Source organism: Flavobacterium potami, from assembly GCF_020026915.1.
GTDB classification, from domain to species: domain Bacteria; phylum Bacteroidota; class Bacteroidia; order Flavobacteriales; family Flavobacteriaceae; genus Flavobacterium; species Flavobacterium potami.
The window spans coordinates 571,877-591,865 of the sequence record NZ_JAINUY010000001.1; the positions used below are offsets into that span (position 1 = coordinate 571,877).

Here is a 19,989-nt window from a genome sequence, read left to right on the forward strand (position 1 = left end):
AAAACAGTTGTTCTTTATCTGTCCAAAATAAATTTAAAAGAAAACTAAAATTAAAACAGCTATAAAAACAGTAAAGAAAATAATATCAAGAACCCTATTTGGGTTGATTTTACTTGTATTAGCACTTGCTATCATACTTTCTTTACCTGTTGTTCAGACTCAGATTGCCAATTATGTCACCAATTCTTTAAATGAGGATTATAAAGTAAACATTAGTGTTGAAAAAACAGCAATCAATATTTTTGGTGGCGTAAAACTTAAAAATGTGATGATTTTGGATCATCACAAACAAACGCTTATTTATTCGGATATCATTACAACCGATATCGCCAGTTTCAGTAGGTTATTAGATGGAGATTTGATTTTTGGAGATTTACGTCTCAACGGTCTGATTTTTAATTTGAAAACGTACAAAGGCGAAGACGAAAACAATATTAATAAGTTTATCAAAGCATTTGAAGTTGAAAATACACCTAAGAAAAAATCAACGAAACACTTTCTTTTAACGGCAAAAAACGCATATATCGAAAAAGGAAGATTTTCTGTCGTCGATGAAAACAAAACGACTCCTAAGTTTTTAGATTTCACTAAGTTAAATGCCTATATCAGCGACTTCAAATTATATGGTCCAAATGTAAATACGACAATTCACAGATTTTCATTTATGGATCATCGTGGTTTGTACGTGTCCAATTTTGCTGGGAAATTCAGTTATACCAAAAAACAGATTAAAGTCGAAAATCTTGCTGTTAAAACCAAGCGATCTTCACTTTATGGAATTGCGATTTTAAATTATAAACCTTCTGATTTTATTGATTTTACAGATAAAGTGAAATTTAATGTGGTTTTAGATTCTGCTTCAATTGCTACAAATGACATTCGCCATTTTTATGATGGTTTGGGTAAAAATCAGCATTTTAAAATCAAAACAAAATTAAATGGTCCGTTAAACGATTTAACGCTTTCTAAATTGAGATTAAGCGACACCAACGGATCAAAAATTAATGGAACAATCAATTTTAAAAATCTTTTAGGCAGCAAAACCCAAAAGTTTTTTATGGATGCAAAGTTTGATAAACTGCTTTCTAGTTATGATGATCTGGCAATTTTACTTCCTGAAGTTTTAGGTAAAAAACTTCCAAAAGAACTTAAAAGAATTGGGAAATTTAATATAGTAGGAAAGGCTAAAGTTTCTACAACAGCTTTAGAAACCAATTTCAAAATGGCAACCGATCTCGGAAACGGAAAAGTCGATCTTCATATGAATAATATGGATTTTATTGACAAGGCGTCGTATTCGGGAAATATTGTACTGGATAATTTTGATGTGGGAGCGGTTTTAGGAAGGGAAGATCTTGGGAAAACGAGTCTGAATTTAGATGTTGACGGTGTTGGTTTTACAGAAAAATATCTGAATACTATTGTAAAAGGAGATATTTCAAAATTAGATTATAATAAATATACCTATAATAATATTGTTGTAAACGGAAATTTTAAACTTCCTTATTATAAAGGACAAATTGCGATAAATGATCCAAATCTGAATTTAAGTTTTGATGGTTTATTGGATTTAAGTAAAAGAGAAAATCGTTATGATTTTCATATCAATGTTGAAAATTCCGATTTAAGAAAACTGAAATTTATTGGCGATTCAATTTCTCATTTCAAAGGAGATGTGGTCGTTCAGTTAACTGGAAATTCTATCGAGAATCTTCAGGGAGATATTTTTATAAATGATGCAGAATACCAAAACCCAAAAGCGACTTACGTTTTTGATCAGGTAAATTTAAATTCAAGCTTCGATGCCGATCGATTGAGAACCATTACCATAAGTTCAAATGATGTTGTAGATGGAAAAATTGTGGGTAAATTTAGATTTGATCAATTGGATAAATTGGTTATGAATTCCATTGGTAGTTTGTACACCAATTATAAGCCTTATAAAGTTAAAAAAGGACAGTTTCTGCGTTTCAATTTCCGCGTTTATGATAAAGTCGTTGAGATGCTTTATCCGGAAATTAATATAGATTCTTCAACAGTTGTAAGAGGAAAGATTGATTCGGATTTGCAGGAGTTTAAATTTCGTTTTCGATCTAAAAAAATTACTGCGGCCAAAAATACATTCGATAATATCCGTGTAAATATTGATAATAAGAACCCGCTTTATAATGCTTATGTCGAATTAGATAGCATAAAGACTCCATATTATAAAGTTCGTGACTTTAATTTAATCAATGTTACTTCTAAAGACACGCTTTTTGTTCGTTCTGAATTTAAAGGTGGAAACGAAGGAGAAGATTACTTTAATCTCGACTTGTATCATACTATCGATAAAAACAAGAATAATATAGTCGGAATTAAGAAATCTGAAATGAAGTTTAAAGACTATATATGGTATTTAAACGAAGAATCGGGCGAGGATAATCAGATTGTTTTTGATCAGTATTTTAAAAATTTCACCTTTGATAATATCGTTTTGTCACATGAAAATCAGAAAATTGATTTGAATGGTGTCATTAAAGGAACCGAGTATAAAGATCTCGAACTGAATTTTGAAGATGTTGATATTAATAAAATTACACCTTTGAATTCTAAGTTTGTTTTTAATGGTAATTTGAATGGAAAGGTTAATTATAAGCAGAATAAAAATGTTTATCAGCCCACGGCATCCATAAAGATTGATCATTTAGTATTGAATAAAACGGAATTGGGTACGCTTAATTTTGATATTTCGGGAGATGAAACTTTTAGAAAATTCACAGTCAATTCGTCTATACAAAATGGTTTTACAGAGTCGTTTAGGGCAGGCGGAACTTTTGCAATAGAAAATAAAGAAACCATTATGGATATGAGTCTGAAACTAGAAGGATTCAATCTGGCTACTTTAGGAACTATTGGCGGTGATGTTCTTTCAAATATTAGAGGTTCGGTTTCTGGAAATGCGGCTGTTGTAGGAAATTTGAAAAAACCAGAAATAAACGGAAGATTGTATGTTGAAAAAGCAGGAATGACAATTCCTTACTTAAATACGGATTACGAATTAAGTGACCGAACGGTAATTGATTTGACAAACGAGAAATTTCTGTTTAGAAATAATCAGTTAACCGATACCAAATACGGAACAAAAGGTTTGCTGAATGGAAGTATTGAGCATAAAAATTTTGGAGACTGGAAATTGGATTTAAATATCACTTCAAAACGTTTATTAGCACTTGATACAAAAGACAGCGATGATGCGGCTTATTTTGGAACAGCTTTTATTAATGGGTCAGCGAGTATTAGAGGTCCTGTTGATGGTTTGTTTATAAAGGTAGATGCCAAATCTGAAAAAGGTACAGAGGTTAAGATCCCGATTAATAATGTTCAAAGTGTAGGAGAGAGCAGCTGGATTCATTTTGTTACGCCAAAAGAAAAGTACAATCTGGCTAATGGAATTGTAGAAAAAACAAAAAACTACAACGGACTAGAGCTTGAATTTGATTTTGATATCACGCCAGACGCCGAGGTGGAAGTTATTTTGGATCGAAATTCCGGTCACGGTATGAAAGGGAAAGGATATGGATCGCTTTTATTTAAAATTAATACATTGGGTAAATTTAATATGTGGGGAGATTTCCAGGCATACGAAGGAACCTATAATTTTAAATACGGTGGACTTATCGATAAAAAATTTGCGGTTAAAAAAGGAGGATCAATTATTTGGGAAGGAAACCCAATGCGTGCTCAGCTGAATTTAGAAGCAGTTTATAAAACCCAGGCCAATCCGGCAGTGCTTTTGGATAATACTTCGTCGTTCAATAAAAAAGTGCCAGTAGAAGTTGTGATTGGATTAAGAGGAGATTTAGCAAGTCCTGAACCAAATTTTGATATTCAGTTTCCATCTGTAAGTAATGTATTGAAATCTGAAATTCAATACAAATTAGATGATAAAGATATTCGTCAGACACAAGCATTGTATTTGTTGTCAACAGGTTCGTTTATGAGTACTGATGGATTCAGTCAGGGAGATCTTTCAGGAACATTGACAGAAACGGCTTCGAGTTTGTTGGGTGGTATTATAAAATCGGATAATGATAAAGTCAATATCGACCTGAATTATATCGCAGCAGACCGAAGAATGGGACAGGAAGTAGATGGTCAGTTTGTGGCTAATATTTCTTCTCAGGTTAATGAGCGAATTACCATCAATGGTAAATTAGGAGTTCCGGTTGGAGGTGTAAACGAATCGGCTATTGTTGGAGATATTGAAATTTTGTATCGTGTAAATGAAGATGGTACGATGAATCTTAGATTATTCAACAAAGAAAATGATATTAACTATATAGGACAAGGAATTGGATATACACAAGGGGTCGGTATTTCGTATGAAGTAGATTTTGATACTTTTAGTGAATTGGTCAATAAATTGTTTAAAAGCCAAAAAATACAAAAAGCTCCAAAAGGAATTTCTGATGACCTTCAGGATTCTTATTTAAATCCTGATTATATGAATTTCACCAGCAAGAAAGAGTCGGAGAAAAACAAAAAGAAGGCTAAAGAGGAAGAGGAAAAGCGGAAAAAAGAAGAAGAGAAAAAGAAAAAAGAGCAAAAACAACCACAGCAAGACAATAATCAAGGGTTAATTCCGGATAACGATTATTAACACTTTGTTAAAAATAGACATTTATAAAACCATTATTCTCATAATGGTTTTTTTTGTGGTAAATTTAGCCACTTTATTGAGATTTTTCAGGTGAGCGAGAAATTCCGATTTTTATAACACTTCATTTGGGTATTGTTATTTTTGATGATTTAATTAAAAAAATAGCGTTTTATTATTTTTAATGAAATTTTTTCATAGAAAAAACTTATTAACGAAAACGTTTGAATTTAACATATTTTATTAATTTATGATAATTGTAGCCTGAGAAGTGCTTAATGTTTGCTAATTTTACACTTTAATACTTAAATAATGCCAAAAACAATAAAAAAAGTAGGTGTTCTTACCTCAGGGGGAGATTCACCTGGAATGAATGCTGCAATTCGAGCGGTTGTTCGTACTTGTGCATATCATAATATAGAATGCATCGGAATTTATCGCGGGTATCAAGGAATGATTGAAGGAGACTTCAAAGAGATGGGACCTCGAAGTGTAAATAATATTGTAAACAAAGGTGGAACGATCCTGAAATCGGCTCGTTCAGTTGAGTTTAGAACCCCAGAAGGTAGAAAAAAAGCGCACGAGAACCTATTAAAAGCAGGTATTGATGCTCTTGTTGTAATTGGTGGAGACGGAAGTTTTACCGGAGGTTTGATTTTTAATTCAGAATACGGTTTTCCTGTAATGGGAATTCCGGGAACAATTGATAACGATATTTATGGTACAAGTTTTACTCTTGGGTATGACACAGCTTTAAATACAGTAGTAGATTGTATCGATAAAATTAGAGATACTGCAAGTTCGCACAACCGTCTTTTCTTTGTAGAGGTTATGGGAAGAGATGCAGGACATATTGCTCTTAATGCAGGTATTGGAGCAGGAGCAGAAGAGATTCTTATTCCTGAAGAAGATTTAGGTTTGGATCGTTTGTTAGACTCGCTTCAAAAAAGTAAAGCGTCAGGAAAATCATCTAGTATTGTAGTGATTGCCGAAGGAGATAAAATTGGTAAAAACGTATTCGAATTAAAAGATTATGTTGAAGCAAATCTTCCAGAATATGATGTAAGAGTTTCTGTTCTAGGACATATGCAACGTGGTGGTTCTCCATCTTGTTTTGACCGTGTTTTAGCTAGTCGCTTAGGAATGAAAGCTGTTGAATCTTTATTGGAAGGAAAATCAAATTATATGGTTGGTCTAAAAGAAGATAAAGTAGTTTTAACACCACTTGAGCAGGCTATTAAAGGAAAATCAGAAATTGATAGAGAATTATTAAGAGTGTCAGACATTATGTCTACATAATCTATATAAAGTTTAAAAAAGAAGAGAAGTTTATTGTGAGGAAATTAGACTTTGAAAATAGTGTAATAAAAACAAAAGCAAAAATTTAGTAAAATGTCAAAAGTAAAATTAGGAATAAACGGATTTGGACGTATCGGAAGAATCGTTTTTAGAGAGTCTTTCAACAGAGATAACGTAGAAGTTGTTGCAATCAATGACTTATTAGATGTAGATCACTTAGCTTATTTATTGAAATATGATTCAGTTCACGGTCGTTTCGACGGAACTGTAGAAGTTAAAGAAGGAAAACTTTACGTAAACGGAAGAAATATCCGTATCACTGCAGAAAGAAATCCTGCTGACTTAAAATGGAACGAAGTTGATGTTGATGTGGTAGCAGAATGTACTGGAATCTTCACAACTATCGAAACTGCAAGTGAGCACTTAAAAGGTGGTGCTAAAAAAGTAATCATTTCTGCTCCTTCTGCTGATGCTCCAATGTTTGTAATGGGAGTTAACCACGAATCTGCAAAAGCTTCTGATTTAGTAGTTTCTAACGCTTCTTGTACTACAAACTGTTTAGCTCCTTTAGCTAAAGTAATCAACGATAACTTCGGAATTGTTGAAGGTTTAATGACAACTGTTCACGCTACAACTTCAACTCAAATGACAGCTGACGGACCTTCTAGAAAAGACTGGAGAGGTGGACGTGCTGCTGCAATCAATATCATTCCTTCTTCAACAGGTACTGCTAAAGCGGTTGGAAAAGTTATTCCAGAATTAAATGGAAAATTAACAGGTATGGCTTTCCGTGTTCCTACTGCTGACGTTTCTACAGTAGATTTAACGGTAAAAGTTGCTAAAGAAACTTCTTACGAAGAAATTATGGCAGTTTTGAAAAAAGCTTCTGAAAATGAATTAAAAGGTGTTTTAGGATACACTGAAGATGCAGTTGTTTCTCAAGATTTCATTTCTGATAAAAGAACTTCTATCATCGATGCTGGTGCAGGAATTGGATTAAATTCAACTTTCTTCAAATTAGTTTCTTGGTATGATAATGAATATGGGTACTCAAGCAAATTGATTGATTTATCTGTACATATTGCAGGTTTAAAATAATAATATACATTTGCAAAATCCCGTTCGACGCGTCGAACGGGATTTTCTTATTTTGTTACCTCTATAATTAATGTGAAAAACACACTTTTAAATTAAATATAGAAAACCTAATTCCAAAAACTAAACAAATGAAATTAATAGTTGACAGTGGATCTACTAAAGCCGATTGGATTGCAATAGATGATAATGGAAAAGTATTATTCACAACACAAACTTTAGGGTTAAATCCTGAGATTCTAGACGAGCCAGAAATTATAGAAAGATTAAATGATCGTTTCGATATCTTACAAAACAAAAAAAATGCTACACATTTATTCTTTTATGGTGCTGGTTGTGGTACAGATAGAATGAAAGAGTGGTTGAAAAGAATTTTTCAAGAATATTTTTCTAACGCAATTGTAGACGTTCAGGAAGATACTTATGCAGCAGTTTATGCAACAACTCCAAAAGGAGAAGAAGCAATTGTTTCTATTTTAGGAACTGGCTCTAACTGCAGCTACTTTGATGGAAAAGTATTGCACCAAAAAGTACAATCATTAGGTTATATCGTAATGGATGATTGTAGTGGAAATGTTTTCGGAAAAGAATTAATTAGAAAATACTATTTTAATAAAATGCCTAAAGAATTGGCTGTTGAACTTGAAAAAGAGTACGACGTTGATCCTGATTTTATTAAAAATAAATTATATAAAGAAGCAAACCCAAATGCTTATTTAGCAACTTATGCTAAGTTTTTAATTAAACATAAAGACACAGAGTTCTGCAGAAAAATTATCTTTAAAGGAATGAAATCTTTCGTTAAGAATTATATTAAACAATTCGATAACTGTAAAGAAGTTCCAGTTCATTTTGTAGGTTCTATTGCATTTTATCTGAAAGATGAATTACAAGAAACTTTTGATAAATATGAGCTTCAATTAGGGAATGTTTTAAGAAGACCTATTGACGGATTAATTGCGTACCATGTCGCTAATCAATAGTTCTGGTTTTATGGAAATTGCCATTATTGCTCATGATGGAAAAAAAGCGGATTTAATTGATTTTTTAATCAAAAATGAAGCTGTTTTACACAATGAAAAAATAAGATTGATTGGTACAGGGACTACTGGAGGAAAAGCTGAAGCTGCTGGGTTCAAAACTCAAAGAATGCTTTCAGGGCCTCTAGGAGGAGATGCGCAGATAGCGGGTAGAGTAGCGGAAGGAATTACGCAAATGGTTTTCTTTTTCAAAGATCCTCTGTCGAGTCATCCGCACGAAGCTGATATTAATATGCTGATTCGTGTTTGCGATGTGCATAATGTGCCGCTGGCAACAAATGAAGCAACGGCACAATTATTATTAGATGCTATTGCACAGCAATTATAGAGATTTCTACATTTACATTTTTTGGCAAACATGCCACTTGAACCGTTTCACGAGCTGGAGCGGTTTTTTCGTTAAAATAAGAGCCATAAACGGTATTTATTGCCCCAAAGTTGTTCATGTCCATAATGAAGATTGTAGACTTAACAACGTTTTCAAAAGTCATTCCTGCTGCTTCCAGAATTGCAGCAATGTTTTTCATAACCTGATTGGTTTCGTCATTGATGTTTTCTGTAATCAATTCTCCCGATTCAGGATTGATTGCAATTTGTCCAGAAGCATAAAGTGTATTTCCAGATAATACAGCTTGATTATAAGGTCCGATTGGAGCCGGAGCTTTCTCTGTGAAAATGATCTTTTTCATAATATAATTTTATTAGAAATAAATATAAGTTTGATTTTTTAGTAGCCATAGCGTTTCTGTGTAATATAAAAGAAGAATCTTCGACTTTCGTACTTTCGACTTTATGACTCAAAAATTATCTATTTGAAACGCTTCGTTTGTTCCATTTAATGTCACTAAGCATACCAGACTTGATTCCGATAAAGAAGTTCCAGTTAGAATTTGTTCCCATTGGTTGCCAGTTAAAGGCCATTCGCCAGCTTAACAAATCTCGTTCAAAACGGAATTGAGTAAAGGTAACTCCTTTTTGCACAAAGTCATAACCAGTAGAAACCCCACCTTTCCATTTAGGAGTAATGTCGGTATTGATCGAAATCATTAGGGAATTGTTGGATATCCTGTTTTCTCTATTTATGTTCGAGTAGGTTAACGAATAGGCCAGAGTCATGTCCCACGGTATTTTAGAATTAAAAAATTCTGTAATTACATCATCTTTTTCGGGTTCGTTGGCAAACTGACTGTTACGACTGTCGTTTAAGTCGGTATTGGTACCAAATAAGTCATCACTTCGTCCACCATTCCGCTGACTTTGATTGTTTTTGTCTTTTTCGCCGGTTCCTTTATTTGAGAATGAATAGTTTACAGTTACGTTCGCACTGGTCATTCTAAATAAACTTCCTCCATTATCGATGTTGAATTTGTCTATTTTATTACCTCCATTGTCAATGGCATAAGGATCTAACGTGGCGCCAAAGTTCATGTTCATTTTGTTGTCAAAAAACTGTGTTCCTCCACTAACTAATACAGGCTGCCATCCAAATGTTGATTTACCGTCAGCATTGAAATTATAGCTAGTGCTGAAATTTAAATTGTTTAACAGCATTATTTTTTTAGGTTCTGTTTTTGTGCTGTCCTTGTCTCTTACTTTTGCTTCAAAAGTATTGCTCAACGCAAAACCAACGATGTTTGAATTGTCTTTTCCTGGCGCTCCAAACAAACCGTTTTCAAATCTGGTGTATTCATTGGTGATTCTTCCCGTTGCGTCAACTGCATAAGTGTCGTAATAACGTTCAAAACTTGGAGTGTAAGAATAAGTTACACTTGGACGCATAACGTGTCTGATGGACTGGATTTTTTTGTCTTCTCCGAAATTAAAAGTTCCGTAGATAGTTGTTCCTAAATTGGTGCTAAAATTATAAGTCCTAAAAGAATCAAAACCGTTTACAGGTGTTGGTTCTGCTTTTCCAGTAGAAGCATCGTAACTTTTACTTATTGTTTTATTTACCCAAGTTTCTTGATAAGTGGTCGAAGCACTCGCACTAAAGTATTTGAAAAGTTTAAAGTTTGTACTAAGCGGAATAGTATGTTGCATTCCTATTTGAGCATCTCGAAACATTTGTGGCTTAAAAAACAAAGAATCTTTTGTCTTAAACTCGTTTTTCCCGCTTACATTATATTGTAAGTTGATGTTTTTAATCAATCCTTTTTTTATACCATTTTTTCCAGCAAAAGGGTAAACACGATCGATACTTCCTTGAAACGACGGAAGTGTCATAACGATATCTTCTGTTTGCGTATTTTGCATATGTGTTGCAGATAACGAAATACGAGAACCTGGAATGGTGTTAAAAGTTTTGTTGTATGAAATAGAAGAACTTAAGGTGTTATTTAAATTTGATCCAATATTTGCCTGGTTGATAGATTGTTTGAAATATTTACTACTACCCATGTTAACAGAAGCTTGGAAAGTAGAGTTAGGATTTGATTTTGTGTCTTTTGAGTGAGCCCACTGAATGTTGTAGATACCTTGCTTACTGTAATCAGGATAACCTCGTTCACTGTTGATCAAATTTTCAAATCGGATGTTTATGTTGCCTCGATATTTATATCTTGTAGCATACGAAGATTCAAAACGCATAGCGTAACTTCCATTGGTATAATAATCTCCAAGTACAGCTAAATCATAGTGGTCGCTTAAAGCAAAATAGTATCCACCATTTTGCAGAGAAAAACCTCTCGTGTTAGAATCGTTGTAACTTGGAACAATAATTCCAGACACACTTCTTTCTTTACTTAAAGGAAAAAAAGCGTAGGGAAATGCAATTGGAGTAGGAACATCTGCGATAACCATTTGTGTTAAACCCGCAACAATTTTTTTACCAGGTACAAATTTTATTTTGCTTGTTCGAAAGTAATATTCTGGGTGATCGATATCTTGAGATGTGGTGATACGTGCACCTTTTAAATAATAAACAGAATCATTTTCTTTTTTTGTAACTCCTGCTTTAATGTTTAATTCACCTTGTTTGGTTCTTGAATTGTAAATTAAGGCTCTTTTTGTTTTGAAGTTAAAACGAATCGAGTCAGGTTGTACTTCGTTTGATCCTTGTTTAAAGTTTGGATATTGTATTAAAACGCCAGCAGAATCTTTGATCCTTCCTGCATAAACTTCATCTTTTTCGTAATTAAGTACAATTATACCCGATTTTAGCTCGACATCTTTATAGTATAATTCAGCTTCATTATATAAGGTAATCAGTTTTCTCTTCTGATCAATTTTAGCATAATCTTTTGCTCTGTATTTTACTTTACCATCCAAAAAAGTCTTTTTAGGGCGAACGGTATCTAACTTTACGGTATCAATTATTGGTTTAGCTTCTTTATCTGTTTGTTTTACAGCAGGTAAAGGCTTTTTCTTGTTTTTTATTTCTTGCGAATATATATTACCACAACCTATTGTTAGGAAAAATGATATTAAAACGATATTAAATAAGTTTGTATGCAAAGGTTTAAATGCTATTTTTGTAAAATTATGGCTTGTTTTTTGACATGTCAAACTTACATATAATTTTTTGGCAAAAATAATCTATTCTGAAAATTATAACAGCTGCTTTTTATTAAAATTAACTTTTAGATTTATGAATAAAATTAACAAATTTAAGGTAATATCTACTTTATTTCTAACAATACTGTCTATTTGTACTTATAGTCAGTCTAATGTATTCAAGGTAACTCTTGATGCTGGACATGGTGATCATGACTTTGGGGCTGTTTACAGTGGCAGGATTGAAAAAAATATTGCTTTAGCGATTGTGTTAAAAGTTGGGAAGATTTTAGAACTTAATCCGAATGTTAATGTAATTTATACACGTAAAACAGATGTTTTTATTGATTTGGTTGAAAGAGCTAATATTGCTAACCGAGCAAATTCAAATATTTTCGTTTCAATTCACTGTAATGCAAATAAAAATACAGCAGCAGATGGAACCGAAACTTATGTAATGGGTTTAAGTAAAGTAGCCTCTAATCTTGAAGCTGCGAAAAAAGAGAACTCCGTAATTACGTTAGAGAAAGATTATAAACGTAAATACGAAGGATACGACCCAAATTCTCCAGAATCTATGATTGGAATGACTTTGATGCAAGAAGAGTACTTGGATAACAGTATCACGCTGGCAACAAAAATTGAAGATAATTTTGAAAAACTTGGAAAAAAGCTAAGACAAGGCGGTGTAAAGCAGGCTCCTTTTATGGTACTTCATAAAGCTTATATGCCGAGGGTTTTGGTTGAAACAGGTTTCGTTTCAAATCCAACAGAAGGAAATATTTTAAATTCTGAAGAAGGTCAGGATGATATTGCAAAAGCAATTGCAGAAGCAATCTTAAGTTATAAACGAGAGTATTTCGGTTCAGGAGCTCCAGAAGCTGCTGAGAGTCGGCCCATAAGAGATACTACACCAGCAAAGCCAAAAGCTGCCACTCCGGTCGCAGTAGCTAAAAGTGCACCAAAAGGAACATTTTTTAAAGTTCAGCTTATTGCAAGTATTAAGAAAACACCTTTGGAGCCTAAAAATTTTAAAGGCTTGAAAAATGTGAGTATGTTATTTGAAAACAATATATATAAGTATTTCTACGAAGAAACTTCAAGTTACGAAACAGCGCAAAAATATTTGCAAGAAGCTAAAAGTAAAGGGTATGGCGCAGCATTTTTAGTAGCAACCAGAGATGGGGAAAAAATCAGTATTCAGGACGCGATTAAATAATAAGCCTAAGTTCGAATATTTATATTAATTTTGTACAAACACTTAGAATTTTGAAACTAACAAGAGAAATTAAAACGGCTATATTAGTCATCGCATCGATTTTATTATTTATTTGGGGTTATAGTTTTTTAAAGGGTAGAGATCTTTTTACAAATTATAAAACCTTATATGTTCAATATGACAATGTTGAAGATTTATCACCATCGGCACCTGTTACACTAAACGGATTGGCAATTGGTAAAGTAAATAAAATCACAATAGACGAAGTAACAGGTAAATTACTAGTTGAACTTCAATTAAAAACAGATTTTCCAATTTCTAAAACAAGTACGGCATTTTTGTATTCTCCAAGTTTAATTGGTGGAAAACAAATCAAAATTGTTCCTAATTTAGCTGATAAAGAACTAGCAGAAGACGGACAGACTTTAGCGTCTAATGTTGAGCTGGGATTAACAGAATCTTTAGGAGGTAAAATTGAACCAATTCAGCAAAAATTGGATAAAATGCTTGTGAATATTGATGTTCTGGTTACAGGATTAAACAATACTTTAGATAAACAGACACAAGAAAATCTTAAGAAAACAATCGCTGAGTTGAGTCAGACAATGGAACAATTTCACAGAGCTTCGGGTAGTCTTAACACTATTTTGGATACTAATAAAGGACAGATTAATAGTGTTGTAACAAACTTGAATAAAATGTCAGGTAATTTCAATAAAATATCTGATTCTTTAAACAAAGCTGATTTAGGAAAAACGGTTCGTAATTTAAATCAAGCCTTAGCAAAAGTTGATGGTTTAATGGCTAACTTAAATTCTGGAAAAGGTACGGCAGGAAAATTATTAAATGACGATGCTCTTTATAATAATTTAGCTAAGACTTCAAAAGAACTTGAGTTGTTGTTGCAAGATGTTCGTTTATATCCAACACGTTATGTAAATGTTTCTCTGTTTGGAAAGAAAAACAAGCCTTATAAAGCACCAGAAGAAGAAACAAATTCAACTGATAAAAAATAATTGTAAATGAGTTATTTAGATAATATTTTATTTGCCATACTTCTTGTAATTGGTTTCGGTTTTTTTGCAGCGAGCGTAAAAAAAATCATCCGAAACATTAATTTGGGAGTAGATGTAGATCGAAAAGATAATCCTAAAGCTCGTTGGAAAAACATGGCATTGATTGCTCTTGGGCAGTCAAAAATGGTGAGACGACCTGTTGCCGGAATCCTTCATATCTTTGTATATGTAGGTTTTATAATTATTAATATAGAATTACTGGAAATCATTATTGATGGACTTTTTGGTACACATAGAATTTTTGCGCCGTATTTAGGTGTGGTTTATGATGTATTAATTGCTTCATTTGAAATACTGGCTATTTTGGTAATAGTTGCGGTTACTGTTTTCTGGATCAGAAGAAATGTAGTCAGATTAAAACGTTTTATAAATTCTGATTTGAATGGGTTTCCAAAAAGCGATGCCAATTACATTTTGTATTTCGAAACAGTTCTGATGATTTTGTTTTTATTGATGAATGCTTCAGATTATCATTTGCAAAATGTTCCTGGAGGTGTTTTTCATAAAGCAGGAAGTTTTCCGATAAGTCAATTTATAGCGCCGATTTTTAATGGAATTTCAAATGAATCGGTTGTGCTTTTATTTGAAGTTTTCTGGTGGTTGCATATTGCTGGTATTTTAGTTTTTATGAACTACTTGTATTTTTCAAAGCACTTGCATATTCTATTGGCTTTCCCAAATACATATTTTGCAAATTTGCAGCCTGAAGGGCAATTTGATAATTTAGAATCTGTTACAAAAGAGGTAAAATTAATGATGGATCCAAATGCAGATCCGTTTGCTGCAGCACCACCTGCAGATGAAAATGCCGCACCTGCTAAATTTGGAGCAAGTGATGTTCATGATTTAAATTGGGTTCAGTTATTAAACGCTTATACTTGTACAGAATGCGGTCGTTGTACTTCATCTTGTCCAGCGAATCAAACGGGCAAAAAACTGTCTCCACGTAAAATTATGATGGACACGAGAGATCGTTTGACTGAGGTTGGAAAGAATATTGATGCTAATAAAGGTGTTTTTGTTCCAGACAACAAATCACTTTTAAACGATTATATCACTCCAGAAGAATTATGGGCTTGTACGTCTTGTAATGCTTGTGTGGAAGAATGTCCAGTAAATATTAGTCCGTTATCCATTATTATGGATATGCGTCGTTATTTGGTAATGGAGCAAAGTGCTGCGCCAATGTCATTAAATGCCATGATGACTAATATTGAAAATAACGGTGCTCCTTGGCAGTACAGTCAGCAAGACCGTTTGAATTGGAAAAACGAGAATTAAAATTTATCGTTTAATCGGTTAGTTCTTTAACCGTTTAATCGATTTAAGTAATATTTCGGTTTTTTAGAATTGTCAATTAGTTTTAATAATTCAACGATTACCGATTAAACAAGTGAGAGAAATGTCAGAAAGTTTAGTAGTGCCAACAATGGCAGAAATGCTTGCCGAAGGGAAACAACCAGAAGTTTTGTTTTGGGTAGGTTGTGCAGGAAGTTTTGATGATAGAGCAAAAAAAATTACTAAAGCGTTTGTACGAATCTTAAATCGTACCAATGTTTCTTTTGCGGTTTTAGGTACAGAAGAGAGTTGTACTGGTGATCCTGCGAAAAGAGCTGGAAATGAATTTTTGTTTCAAATGCAAGCCATGATGAATATCGAGGTTTTGAATGCCTATGAAGCAAAAAAGATTGTTACTGCTTGTCCGCATTGTTTTAATACCTTAAAAAATGAATACCCAGAATTAGGAGGTAATTATGAGGTAATTCATCATACAGAATTTTTGAAGTCATTAATTGATGATGGAAGATTAACTGTTGAAGGTGGACAATTTAAAGGAAAAAAAATTACTTTCCATGATCCTTGTTATTTAGGAAGAGCAAATAAGGTTTACGAAGCGCCAAGAGATTTAATTGAAAAATTAGATGTTGAATTGGTAGAAATGAAGCGTTCTAAAGCAAATGGATTGTGTTGTGGAGCAGGTGGGGCGCAAATGTTTAAAGATGCCGAACCAGGAAACAAAGAAGTAAATGTACTTCGTACAGAAGATGCTTTGGAGGTAAAACCAGATATAATTGCAGCAGGTTGTCCGTTCTGTAATACCATGTTGACAGATGGAATTAAACATGCACACAAAGAAGGAGAAGTTAAAGTGATGGATGTTGCGGAGTTGATAGCTAATGCGCAAGATTTGTAATCTGTGGTTCTAAGGTACTAAGGTTCTGAGATGCTAAGTTTTTGAACTTGAAACCTGAAACCTTAAACCATAAACCTGAAACAAAAAAAATAAAAAACAAAATTTAAAAATGTATATACCTTTTGAAAATTTACCAGGTGAATCTCGAGTTTGGATTTACCAATCGAACAGAAAGTTTTCTGAGGAAGAGTTTTCTGAAATAGAAACTGATTTAAAAGCTTTTGTAGAACAATGGGCAGCTCACGGAACAAGTTTGGAAGCTTCTTTTTTGTTGAAATACAATAGATTTATAATATTGGCTGTAAATCAAGATGTACAGGCAGCAACAGGATGTTCTATAGATAGTTCTGTAGAATTTATTCAAAGTCTTGAGAAAAAGTATAATGTTGATTTATTGGACAAAATGAATGTCACTTTTAAATTGGGTGAACATATAGCACACAAACCATTAATTGATTTCAAAAAGATGGTTAAAGACAAATCGGTTTCAGAGAATACGATTGTGTTTAATAATCTTGTAAACAATATTGAGGAATTTAATGAATCTTGGGAAGTTCCTGCCGCAGACAGCTGGCATAGCAGATTTTTCTAATAGATTTTGATATATAAAAAAGAAAGGCGTAAAATTTAGATTTTACGCCTTTCTTTTTGGTAGGATTTTGAATGTTAATTCAGTATTATTGTTCTTTGAAATCTAAAAGTGTAATTCAGAATTTATGAAAGAAGAAATTAAGATTGTTACGGCTATTTCTGCTAAGTCAAGTTTGAAGTGGTTGGTTATTATGATTATTGGAAATATATTTACGTTAATCTGTTTTTTAATTATTCTTTTCCAAAATGGCAGTTTTGCTGGAGGAGGTCATGGAAATATCTACGCATTTTTGTCGGGTTTGTTTTTGAATAATATTTGTGGATTCATCTTAATTGCTGGAGCTCCAATTTTTGCTATCCTGTATTTTTTGATTGCCAATAAAGCTGCTATTCAGCAAATGATATATTTGACTTGGAAAAATAAAGGATTTGCAGATTTTGTTAATTCTAAAGTTGTTGTATTGGTTGATAAATTGGCTAGTTCGAAAAATTGGACAGGAACAATTTCTAATGCAGCGATGTTGAAACTGCAGCTTTTAGAAGCGAATAGAAATGATAAAGAAAGTTCAAAAATTAAAAAGAAGGTAATTGGGTATTTATTCAGAAAAATTAATCTAGATGACATTGATTTTTCGAATAAGGAATTGAAATTGTCAGAAGTGATCTCGATAAAATTGAATCAGTTTATTTCTGAAGCAGTAGAACCTTCATTGTTGTTTTTCTGGCTTTTGTTATTGTTTCAGGTTGTTTTGTTTATTGCTGCACAGTTTTAGGGTTTTGATTTTTTGAAAACGAAAACGTCTAATCTAGCCCCGATTGGAGTGATATCCTTTTGTGCCGGTGTTCGGCATAAAAGATATAACGGAAAGCGGGACAACTCGTCTTTTGTGTGATTAATTGTGTGCTTCTTAAAATATTTATCAACCGGAATTAATCTAATTTTGTCAAAAATCTAACAATTTAAAAGCAGGATTAAACGTGATTTTGAGTATTTTCGTAGAATTAAATTTAATCCATGAAAATAGCAATTGTTTGTTATCCTACTTTTGGAGGTAGTGGTGTGGTAGCCACAGAGTTAGGTCTCGAGTTAGCCAGAAGAGGACACGAAATACATTTTATTACATACAGTCAGCCGGTGAGGTTGGCACTTTTAAATCCGAATGTTCATTATCACGAAGTAAATGTTCCGGAATATCCATTGTTTCATTATCAGCCTTATGAATTAGCTTTGTCGAGCAAGTTGGTCGATATGGTTAAGTTGTACAAAATAGAGCTTCTTCACGTACATTATGCTATTCCACACGCTTATGCAGGATATATGGCAAAGCAGATGTTGAAAAACGAAGGAATTAATCTTCCAATGATTACGACACTTCACGGTACCGATATTACACTTGTTGGAAATCATCCGTTTTATAAGCCGGCGGTAACATTTAGTATCAATAAATCTGATTATGTGACTTCGGTTTCACAAAGTTTGAAAGATGATACCTTGAAATTATTCAAAATAAAAAATAAAATTAAGGTCATTCCTAATTTTATCGAATTGGATAAAGTGAAAAAAGATCCTACTGCGCCTTGCCATCGTTATGTGATGGCGAATGAAAATGAGCGAATTATTACGCATATTAGTAACTTTAGAAAAGTAAAACGTATTCCGGATATTATTAAGATTTTCTATAATATTCAGAAAGAGATTCCAGCCAAATTAATGATGGTTGGTGATGGACCTGAGAAAGAAAAAGCAGAAATTTTATGCCAGGAATTAGGGATTTTAGACAAAGTTATTTTCTTTGGAAACAGCCATGAGATTGATAAAATCTTATGCATGACCGATTTATTTTTACTGCCTTCTGAAACGGAAAGTTTTGGTTTGGCGGCATTAGAAGCAATGGCTTTAGGGGTTCCGGTTATATCGAGTAATTCAGGAGGTTTACCTGAAGTTAATTTTGATGGATTCTCTGGTTATTTAAGTAATGTTGGAAATGTTGAAGAAATGGCCGAAAATGCGTTGAAAATTTTAAAAGATGATGCCGTCTTGAGTCAGTTTAAGGCAAATGCTTTAGAAGTGGCAAGAAAGTTTGATATTAAAAACATTCTTCCAAAATATGAAGCATTATATCAAAAAGCGGTTGATGACTATAAATATGAAAAGCATTAATTAAAAATACAATAGATGAAAAAAGTAATTTCTGTTTTAGCTGTTTTTGTTATGGTATCGTGCGGAGTGAAAAAGGTAGAAAGTTCAAATGCATTATATGAAGTTTTGACCAAACAATCTGATGGTGGTGGGAATATCAAATTTTTCGAGATTTTAACAGAACCAAATGAGATTAAAATGCTGGAAAATGATCCGCTTTTAGCTGATAAAATGAAAGTTCCTAATGTTCACGATTATAATTATGTGATCCTGAATATGGGAGAGAAAAATACCAGCGGTTATTCTATTGATGTTGAAAATGTAGAAGAAACGGATAAGAATATTATCATTACGGTAAAAGAAAATAGTCCTGCAAAAGACGCTATGACAATGCAGGTAATTTCATATCCTTACACGGTGGTGAAGATTCATTCTAAAAAAGAAATTATTATAAAATAGAAGTTGGGCTTCGACTCCGCTTAGTCTGACATTGGTAGTGTCTTATTAAAAGATCTCAAAGTTTGTCTGGCTGAGCGAAGTTGAAGCCTTTTTTTTACTGCTAAAATTTAATCATAAAAAAAACCTGTCGCTTTTAAACGACAGGTTTCTTCTTACAATTATTTTTTATTTTTATTTAGAATCTAAATTTAACGCCTAAACCAACGTCAAATCCGAAATTGTCATCATCGTAATATCCTGAACCAATTTCTGGTCTTGCATCCAATGATAATGTTAATGGTACTTCTTTAAATCTATATTCGATACCAACATCTCCAGCTGCAAAAACGTAAGTTCCACTATCTTTGTATCTGTTATTGTTGAAACGGTAATCGTAATCCCAAGCGGCTAAACCTCCACCGACACCAGCGTACCAGTTAAAACCTCCATCAATATTCCAAACCCATTGGTAAAGAGCAACTCCTTTTACAGCATCTACATCTCTACTGTTTCTCCAACCTAAATCAAATTCAAGTCTGTTTTTTTGGTTTAATCCTAATTGGTAAGATACTTCTCCTCCAAATCCGTTATTATCTCCTAGACGTAATCCTAAGGCGTGTTTTGAAATTTCTTGTGATTGAGCTGAAAATGCCAAACCAAAAAGCATAATGGCAGATAATATTATTTTCTTCATAAAATGGTTAAATTATTTTTTTTCAAATTTATGTTCGTTCTCCAATCAAGAACGTATAACATTATTAGAAAT

At 33.0% G+C, this 19,989-nt stretch carries 16 protein-coding genes; 13 read left to right on the forward strand and 3 right to left on the reverse strand.

The features are described 5' to 3' along the window. Positions 1-103 precede the first annotated feature (103 nt). The 5 genes from K6T82_RS02575 (at position 104) to K6T82_RS02595 (ending at position 8,401) form a co-directional block, all read left to right on the forward strand. Positions 104-4,642: a translocation/assembly module TamB domain-containing protein gene (locus K6T82_RS02575; RefSeq protein WP_223704447.1), complete on the forward strand. Its 4,539-nt coding sequence runs from the start codon at positions 104-106 to the stop codon at positions 4,640-4,642. A gap of 309 nt (positions 4,643-4,951) precedes the next feature. Further along, positions 4,952-5,938: a 6-phosphofructokinase gene (pfkA, locus tag K6T82_RS02580; protein ID WP_223704448.1), complete on the forward strand. Its 987-nt coding sequence runs from the start codon at positions 4,952-4,954 to the stop codon at positions 5,936-5,938. Positions 5,939-6,031: 93 nt separating this feature from the next. Further along, positions 6,032-7,036 (forward strand): type I glyceraldehyde-3-phosphate dehydrogenase, encoded by a 1,005-nt coding sequence (gap, locus tag K6T82_RS02585; RefSeq protein WP_223704449.1) that lies wholly within the window; start codon positions 6,032-6,034, stop codon positions 7,034-7,036. A gap of 128 nt (positions 7,037-7,164) precedes the next feature. Beyond that, a complete protein-coding gene (locus K6T82_RS02590; protein ID WP_223704450.1) occupies positions 7,165-8,016 on the forward strand; it encodes an N-acetylglucosamine kinase in 852 nt (283 codons plus the stop codon). Between the two features lie 10 nt (positions 8,017-8,026). Next, positions 8,027-8,401, forward strand: a complete 375-nt coding sequence (locus tag K6T82_RS02595) for a methylglyoxal synthase (protein WP_044048067.1) — start codon at positions 8,027-8,029, stop codon at positions 8,399-8,401. Here K6T82_RS02595 and K6T82_RS02600 read toward each other — a convergent pair. Both K6T82_RS02600 and K6T82_RS02605 read right to left on the reverse strand, forming a co-directional pair. Then, positions 8,382-8,762: a RidA family protein gene (locus K6T82_RS02600; RefSeq protein ID WP_109194182.1), complete on the reverse strand. Its 381-nt coding sequence runs from the start codon at positions 8,760-8,762 to the stop codon at positions 8,382-8,384. The genes K6T82_RS02595 and K6T82_RS02600 overlap by 20 nt on opposite strands. Before the next feature lie 115 nt (positions 8,763-8,877). Then, entirely contained in the window at positions 8,878-11,577 is a 2,700-nt protein-coding gene (locus K6T82_RS02605) for a putative LPS assembly protein LptD (protein WP_223704451.1), read from the reverse strand. Between the two features lie 82 nt (positions 11,578-11,659). Here K6T82_RS02605 and K6T82_RS02610 point away from each other — a divergent pair, with 82 nt between their 5' ends. The 8 genes from K6T82_RS02610 (at position 11,660) to K6T82_RS02645 (ending at position 19,244) form a co-directional block, all read left to right on the forward strand. Next, positions 11,660-12,784 (forward strand): N-acetylmuramoyl-L-alanine amidase family protein, encoded by a 1,125-nt coding sequence (locus tag K6T82_RS02610; RefSeq protein ID WP_223704452.1) that lies wholly within the window; start codon positions 11,660-11,662, stop codon positions 12,782-12,784. A 50-nt stretch (positions 12,785-12,834) separates the two neighbouring features. Beyond that, entirely contained in the window at positions 12,835-13,800 is a 966-nt protein-coding gene (locus K6T82_RS02615; RefSeq protein ID WP_223704453.1) for an MlaD family protein, read from the forward strand. 6 nt (positions 13,801-13,806) lie between these two features. Next, positions 13,807-15,141 (forward strand): 4Fe-4S dicluster domain-containing protein, encoded by a 1,335-nt coding sequence (locus K6T82_RS02620; protein ID WP_223704454.1) that lies wholly within the window; start codon positions 13,807-13,809, stop codon positions 15,139-15,141. A 121-nt stretch (positions 15,142-15,262) separates the two neighbouring features. Then, positions 15,263-16,054 carry a (Fe-S)-binding protein gene (locus K6T82_RS02625; protein WP_223704455.1) on the forward strand — a complete coding sequence of 264 codons (792 nt, stop codon included), beginning with the start codon at positions 15,263-15,265 and terminating at the stop codon, positions 16,052-16,054. Between the two features lie 109 nt (positions 16,055-16,163). After that, positions 16,164-16,646, forward strand: a complete 483-nt coding sequence (locus tag K6T82_RS02630) for a hypothetical protein (protein ID WP_057116491.1) — start codon at positions 16,164-16,166, stop codon at positions 16,644-16,646. A 124-nt stretch (positions 16,647-16,770) separates the two neighbouring features. Further along, on the forward strand, positions 16,771-17,418 hold the full coding sequence (locus K6T82_RS02635; protein WP_223704456.1) for a hypothetical protein: 648 nt from the start codon (positions 16,771-16,773) through the stop codon (positions 17,416-17,418). A gap of 242 nt (positions 17,419-17,660) precedes the next feature. Beyond that, positions 17,661-18,806, forward strand: a complete 1,146-nt coding sequence (gene bshA, locus K6T82_RS02640) for an N-acetyl-alpha-D-glucosaminyl L-malate synthase BshA (protein WP_223704457.1) — start codon at positions 17,661-17,663, stop codon at positions 18,804-18,806. A 15-nt stretch (positions 18,807-18,821) separates the two neighbouring features. After that, complete coding sequence (locus K6T82_RS02645; RefSeq protein ID WP_223704458.1) at positions 18,822-19,244, forward strand: protease complex subunit PrcB family protein; 423 nt, start codon at positions 18,822-18,824, stop codon at positions 19,242-19,244. A gap of 175 nt (positions 19,245-19,419) precedes the next feature. Here the strand turns inward: K6T82_RS02645 and K6T82_RS02650 are convergent, their stop codons facing one another. Then, positions 19,420-19,917, reverse strand: a complete 498-nt coding sequence (locus K6T82_RS02650) for a hypothetical protein (protein WP_223704459.1) — start codon at positions 19,915-19,917, stop codon at positions 19,420-19,422. Between the last annotated feature and the right edge of the window lie 72 nt (positions 19,918-19,989).

What these genes read in the sequence shown, in the direction of transcription:
- gap (WP_223704449.1), top strand. Translation starts at nt 6,032, where the DNA reads ATGTCAAAAGTAAAATTAGGAATAAACGGATTTGGACGTATCGGAAGA.
- K6T82_RS02630 (WP_057116491.1), top strand. Translation starts at nt 16,164, where the DNA reads ATGTATATACCTTTTGAAAATTTACCAGGTGAATCTCGAGTTTGGATT.
- K6T82_RS02635 (WP_223704456.1), top strand. Translation starts at nt 16,771, where the DNA reads ATGAAAGAAGAAATTAAGATTGTTACGGCTATTTCTGCTAAGTCAAGT.
- K6T82_RS02590 (WP_223704450.1), top strand. Translation starts at nt 7,165, where the DNA reads ATGAAATTAATAGTTGACAGTGGATCTACTAAAGCCGATTGGATTGCA.
- pfkA (WP_223704448.1), top strand. Translation starts at nt 4,952, where the DNA reads ATGCCAAAAACAATAAAAAAAGTAGGTGTTCTTACCTCAGGGGGAGAT.
- K6T82_RS02645 (WP_223704458.1), top strand. Translation starts at nt 18,822, where the DNA reads ATGAAAAAAGTAATTTCTGTTTTAGCTGTTTTTGTTATGGTATCGTGC.
- K6T82_RS02610 (WP_223704452.1), top strand. Translation starts at nt 11,660, where the DNA reads ATGAATAAAATTAACAAATTTAAGGTAATATCTACTTTATTTCTAACA.
- K6T82_RS02620 (WP_223704454.1), top strand. Translation starts at nt 13,807, where the DNA reads ATGAGTTATTTAGATAATATTTTATTTGCCATACTTCTTGTAATTGGT.
- K6T82_RS02650 (WP_223704459.1), bottom strand. Translation starts at nt 19,917, where the DNA reads ATGAAGAAAATAATATTATCTGCCATTATGCTTTTTGGTTTGGCATTT.
- K6T82_RS02625 (WP_223704455.1), top strand. Translation starts at nt 15,263, where the DNA reads ATGTCAGAAAGTTTAGTAGTGCCAACAATGGCAGAAATGCTTGCCGAA.
- K6T82_RS02595 (WP_044048067.1), top strand. Translation starts at nt 8,027, where the DNA reads ATGGAAATTGCCATTATTGCTCATGATGGAAAAAAAGCGGATTTAATT.
- bshA (WP_223704457.1), top strand. Translation starts at nt 17,661, where the DNA reads ATGAAAATAGCAATTGTTTGTTATCCTACTTTTGGAGGTAGTGGTGTG.
- K6T82_RS02600 (WP_109194182.1), bottom strand. Translation starts at nt 8,762, where the DNA reads ATGAAAAAGATCATTTTCACAGAGAAAGCTCCGGCTCCAATCGGACCT.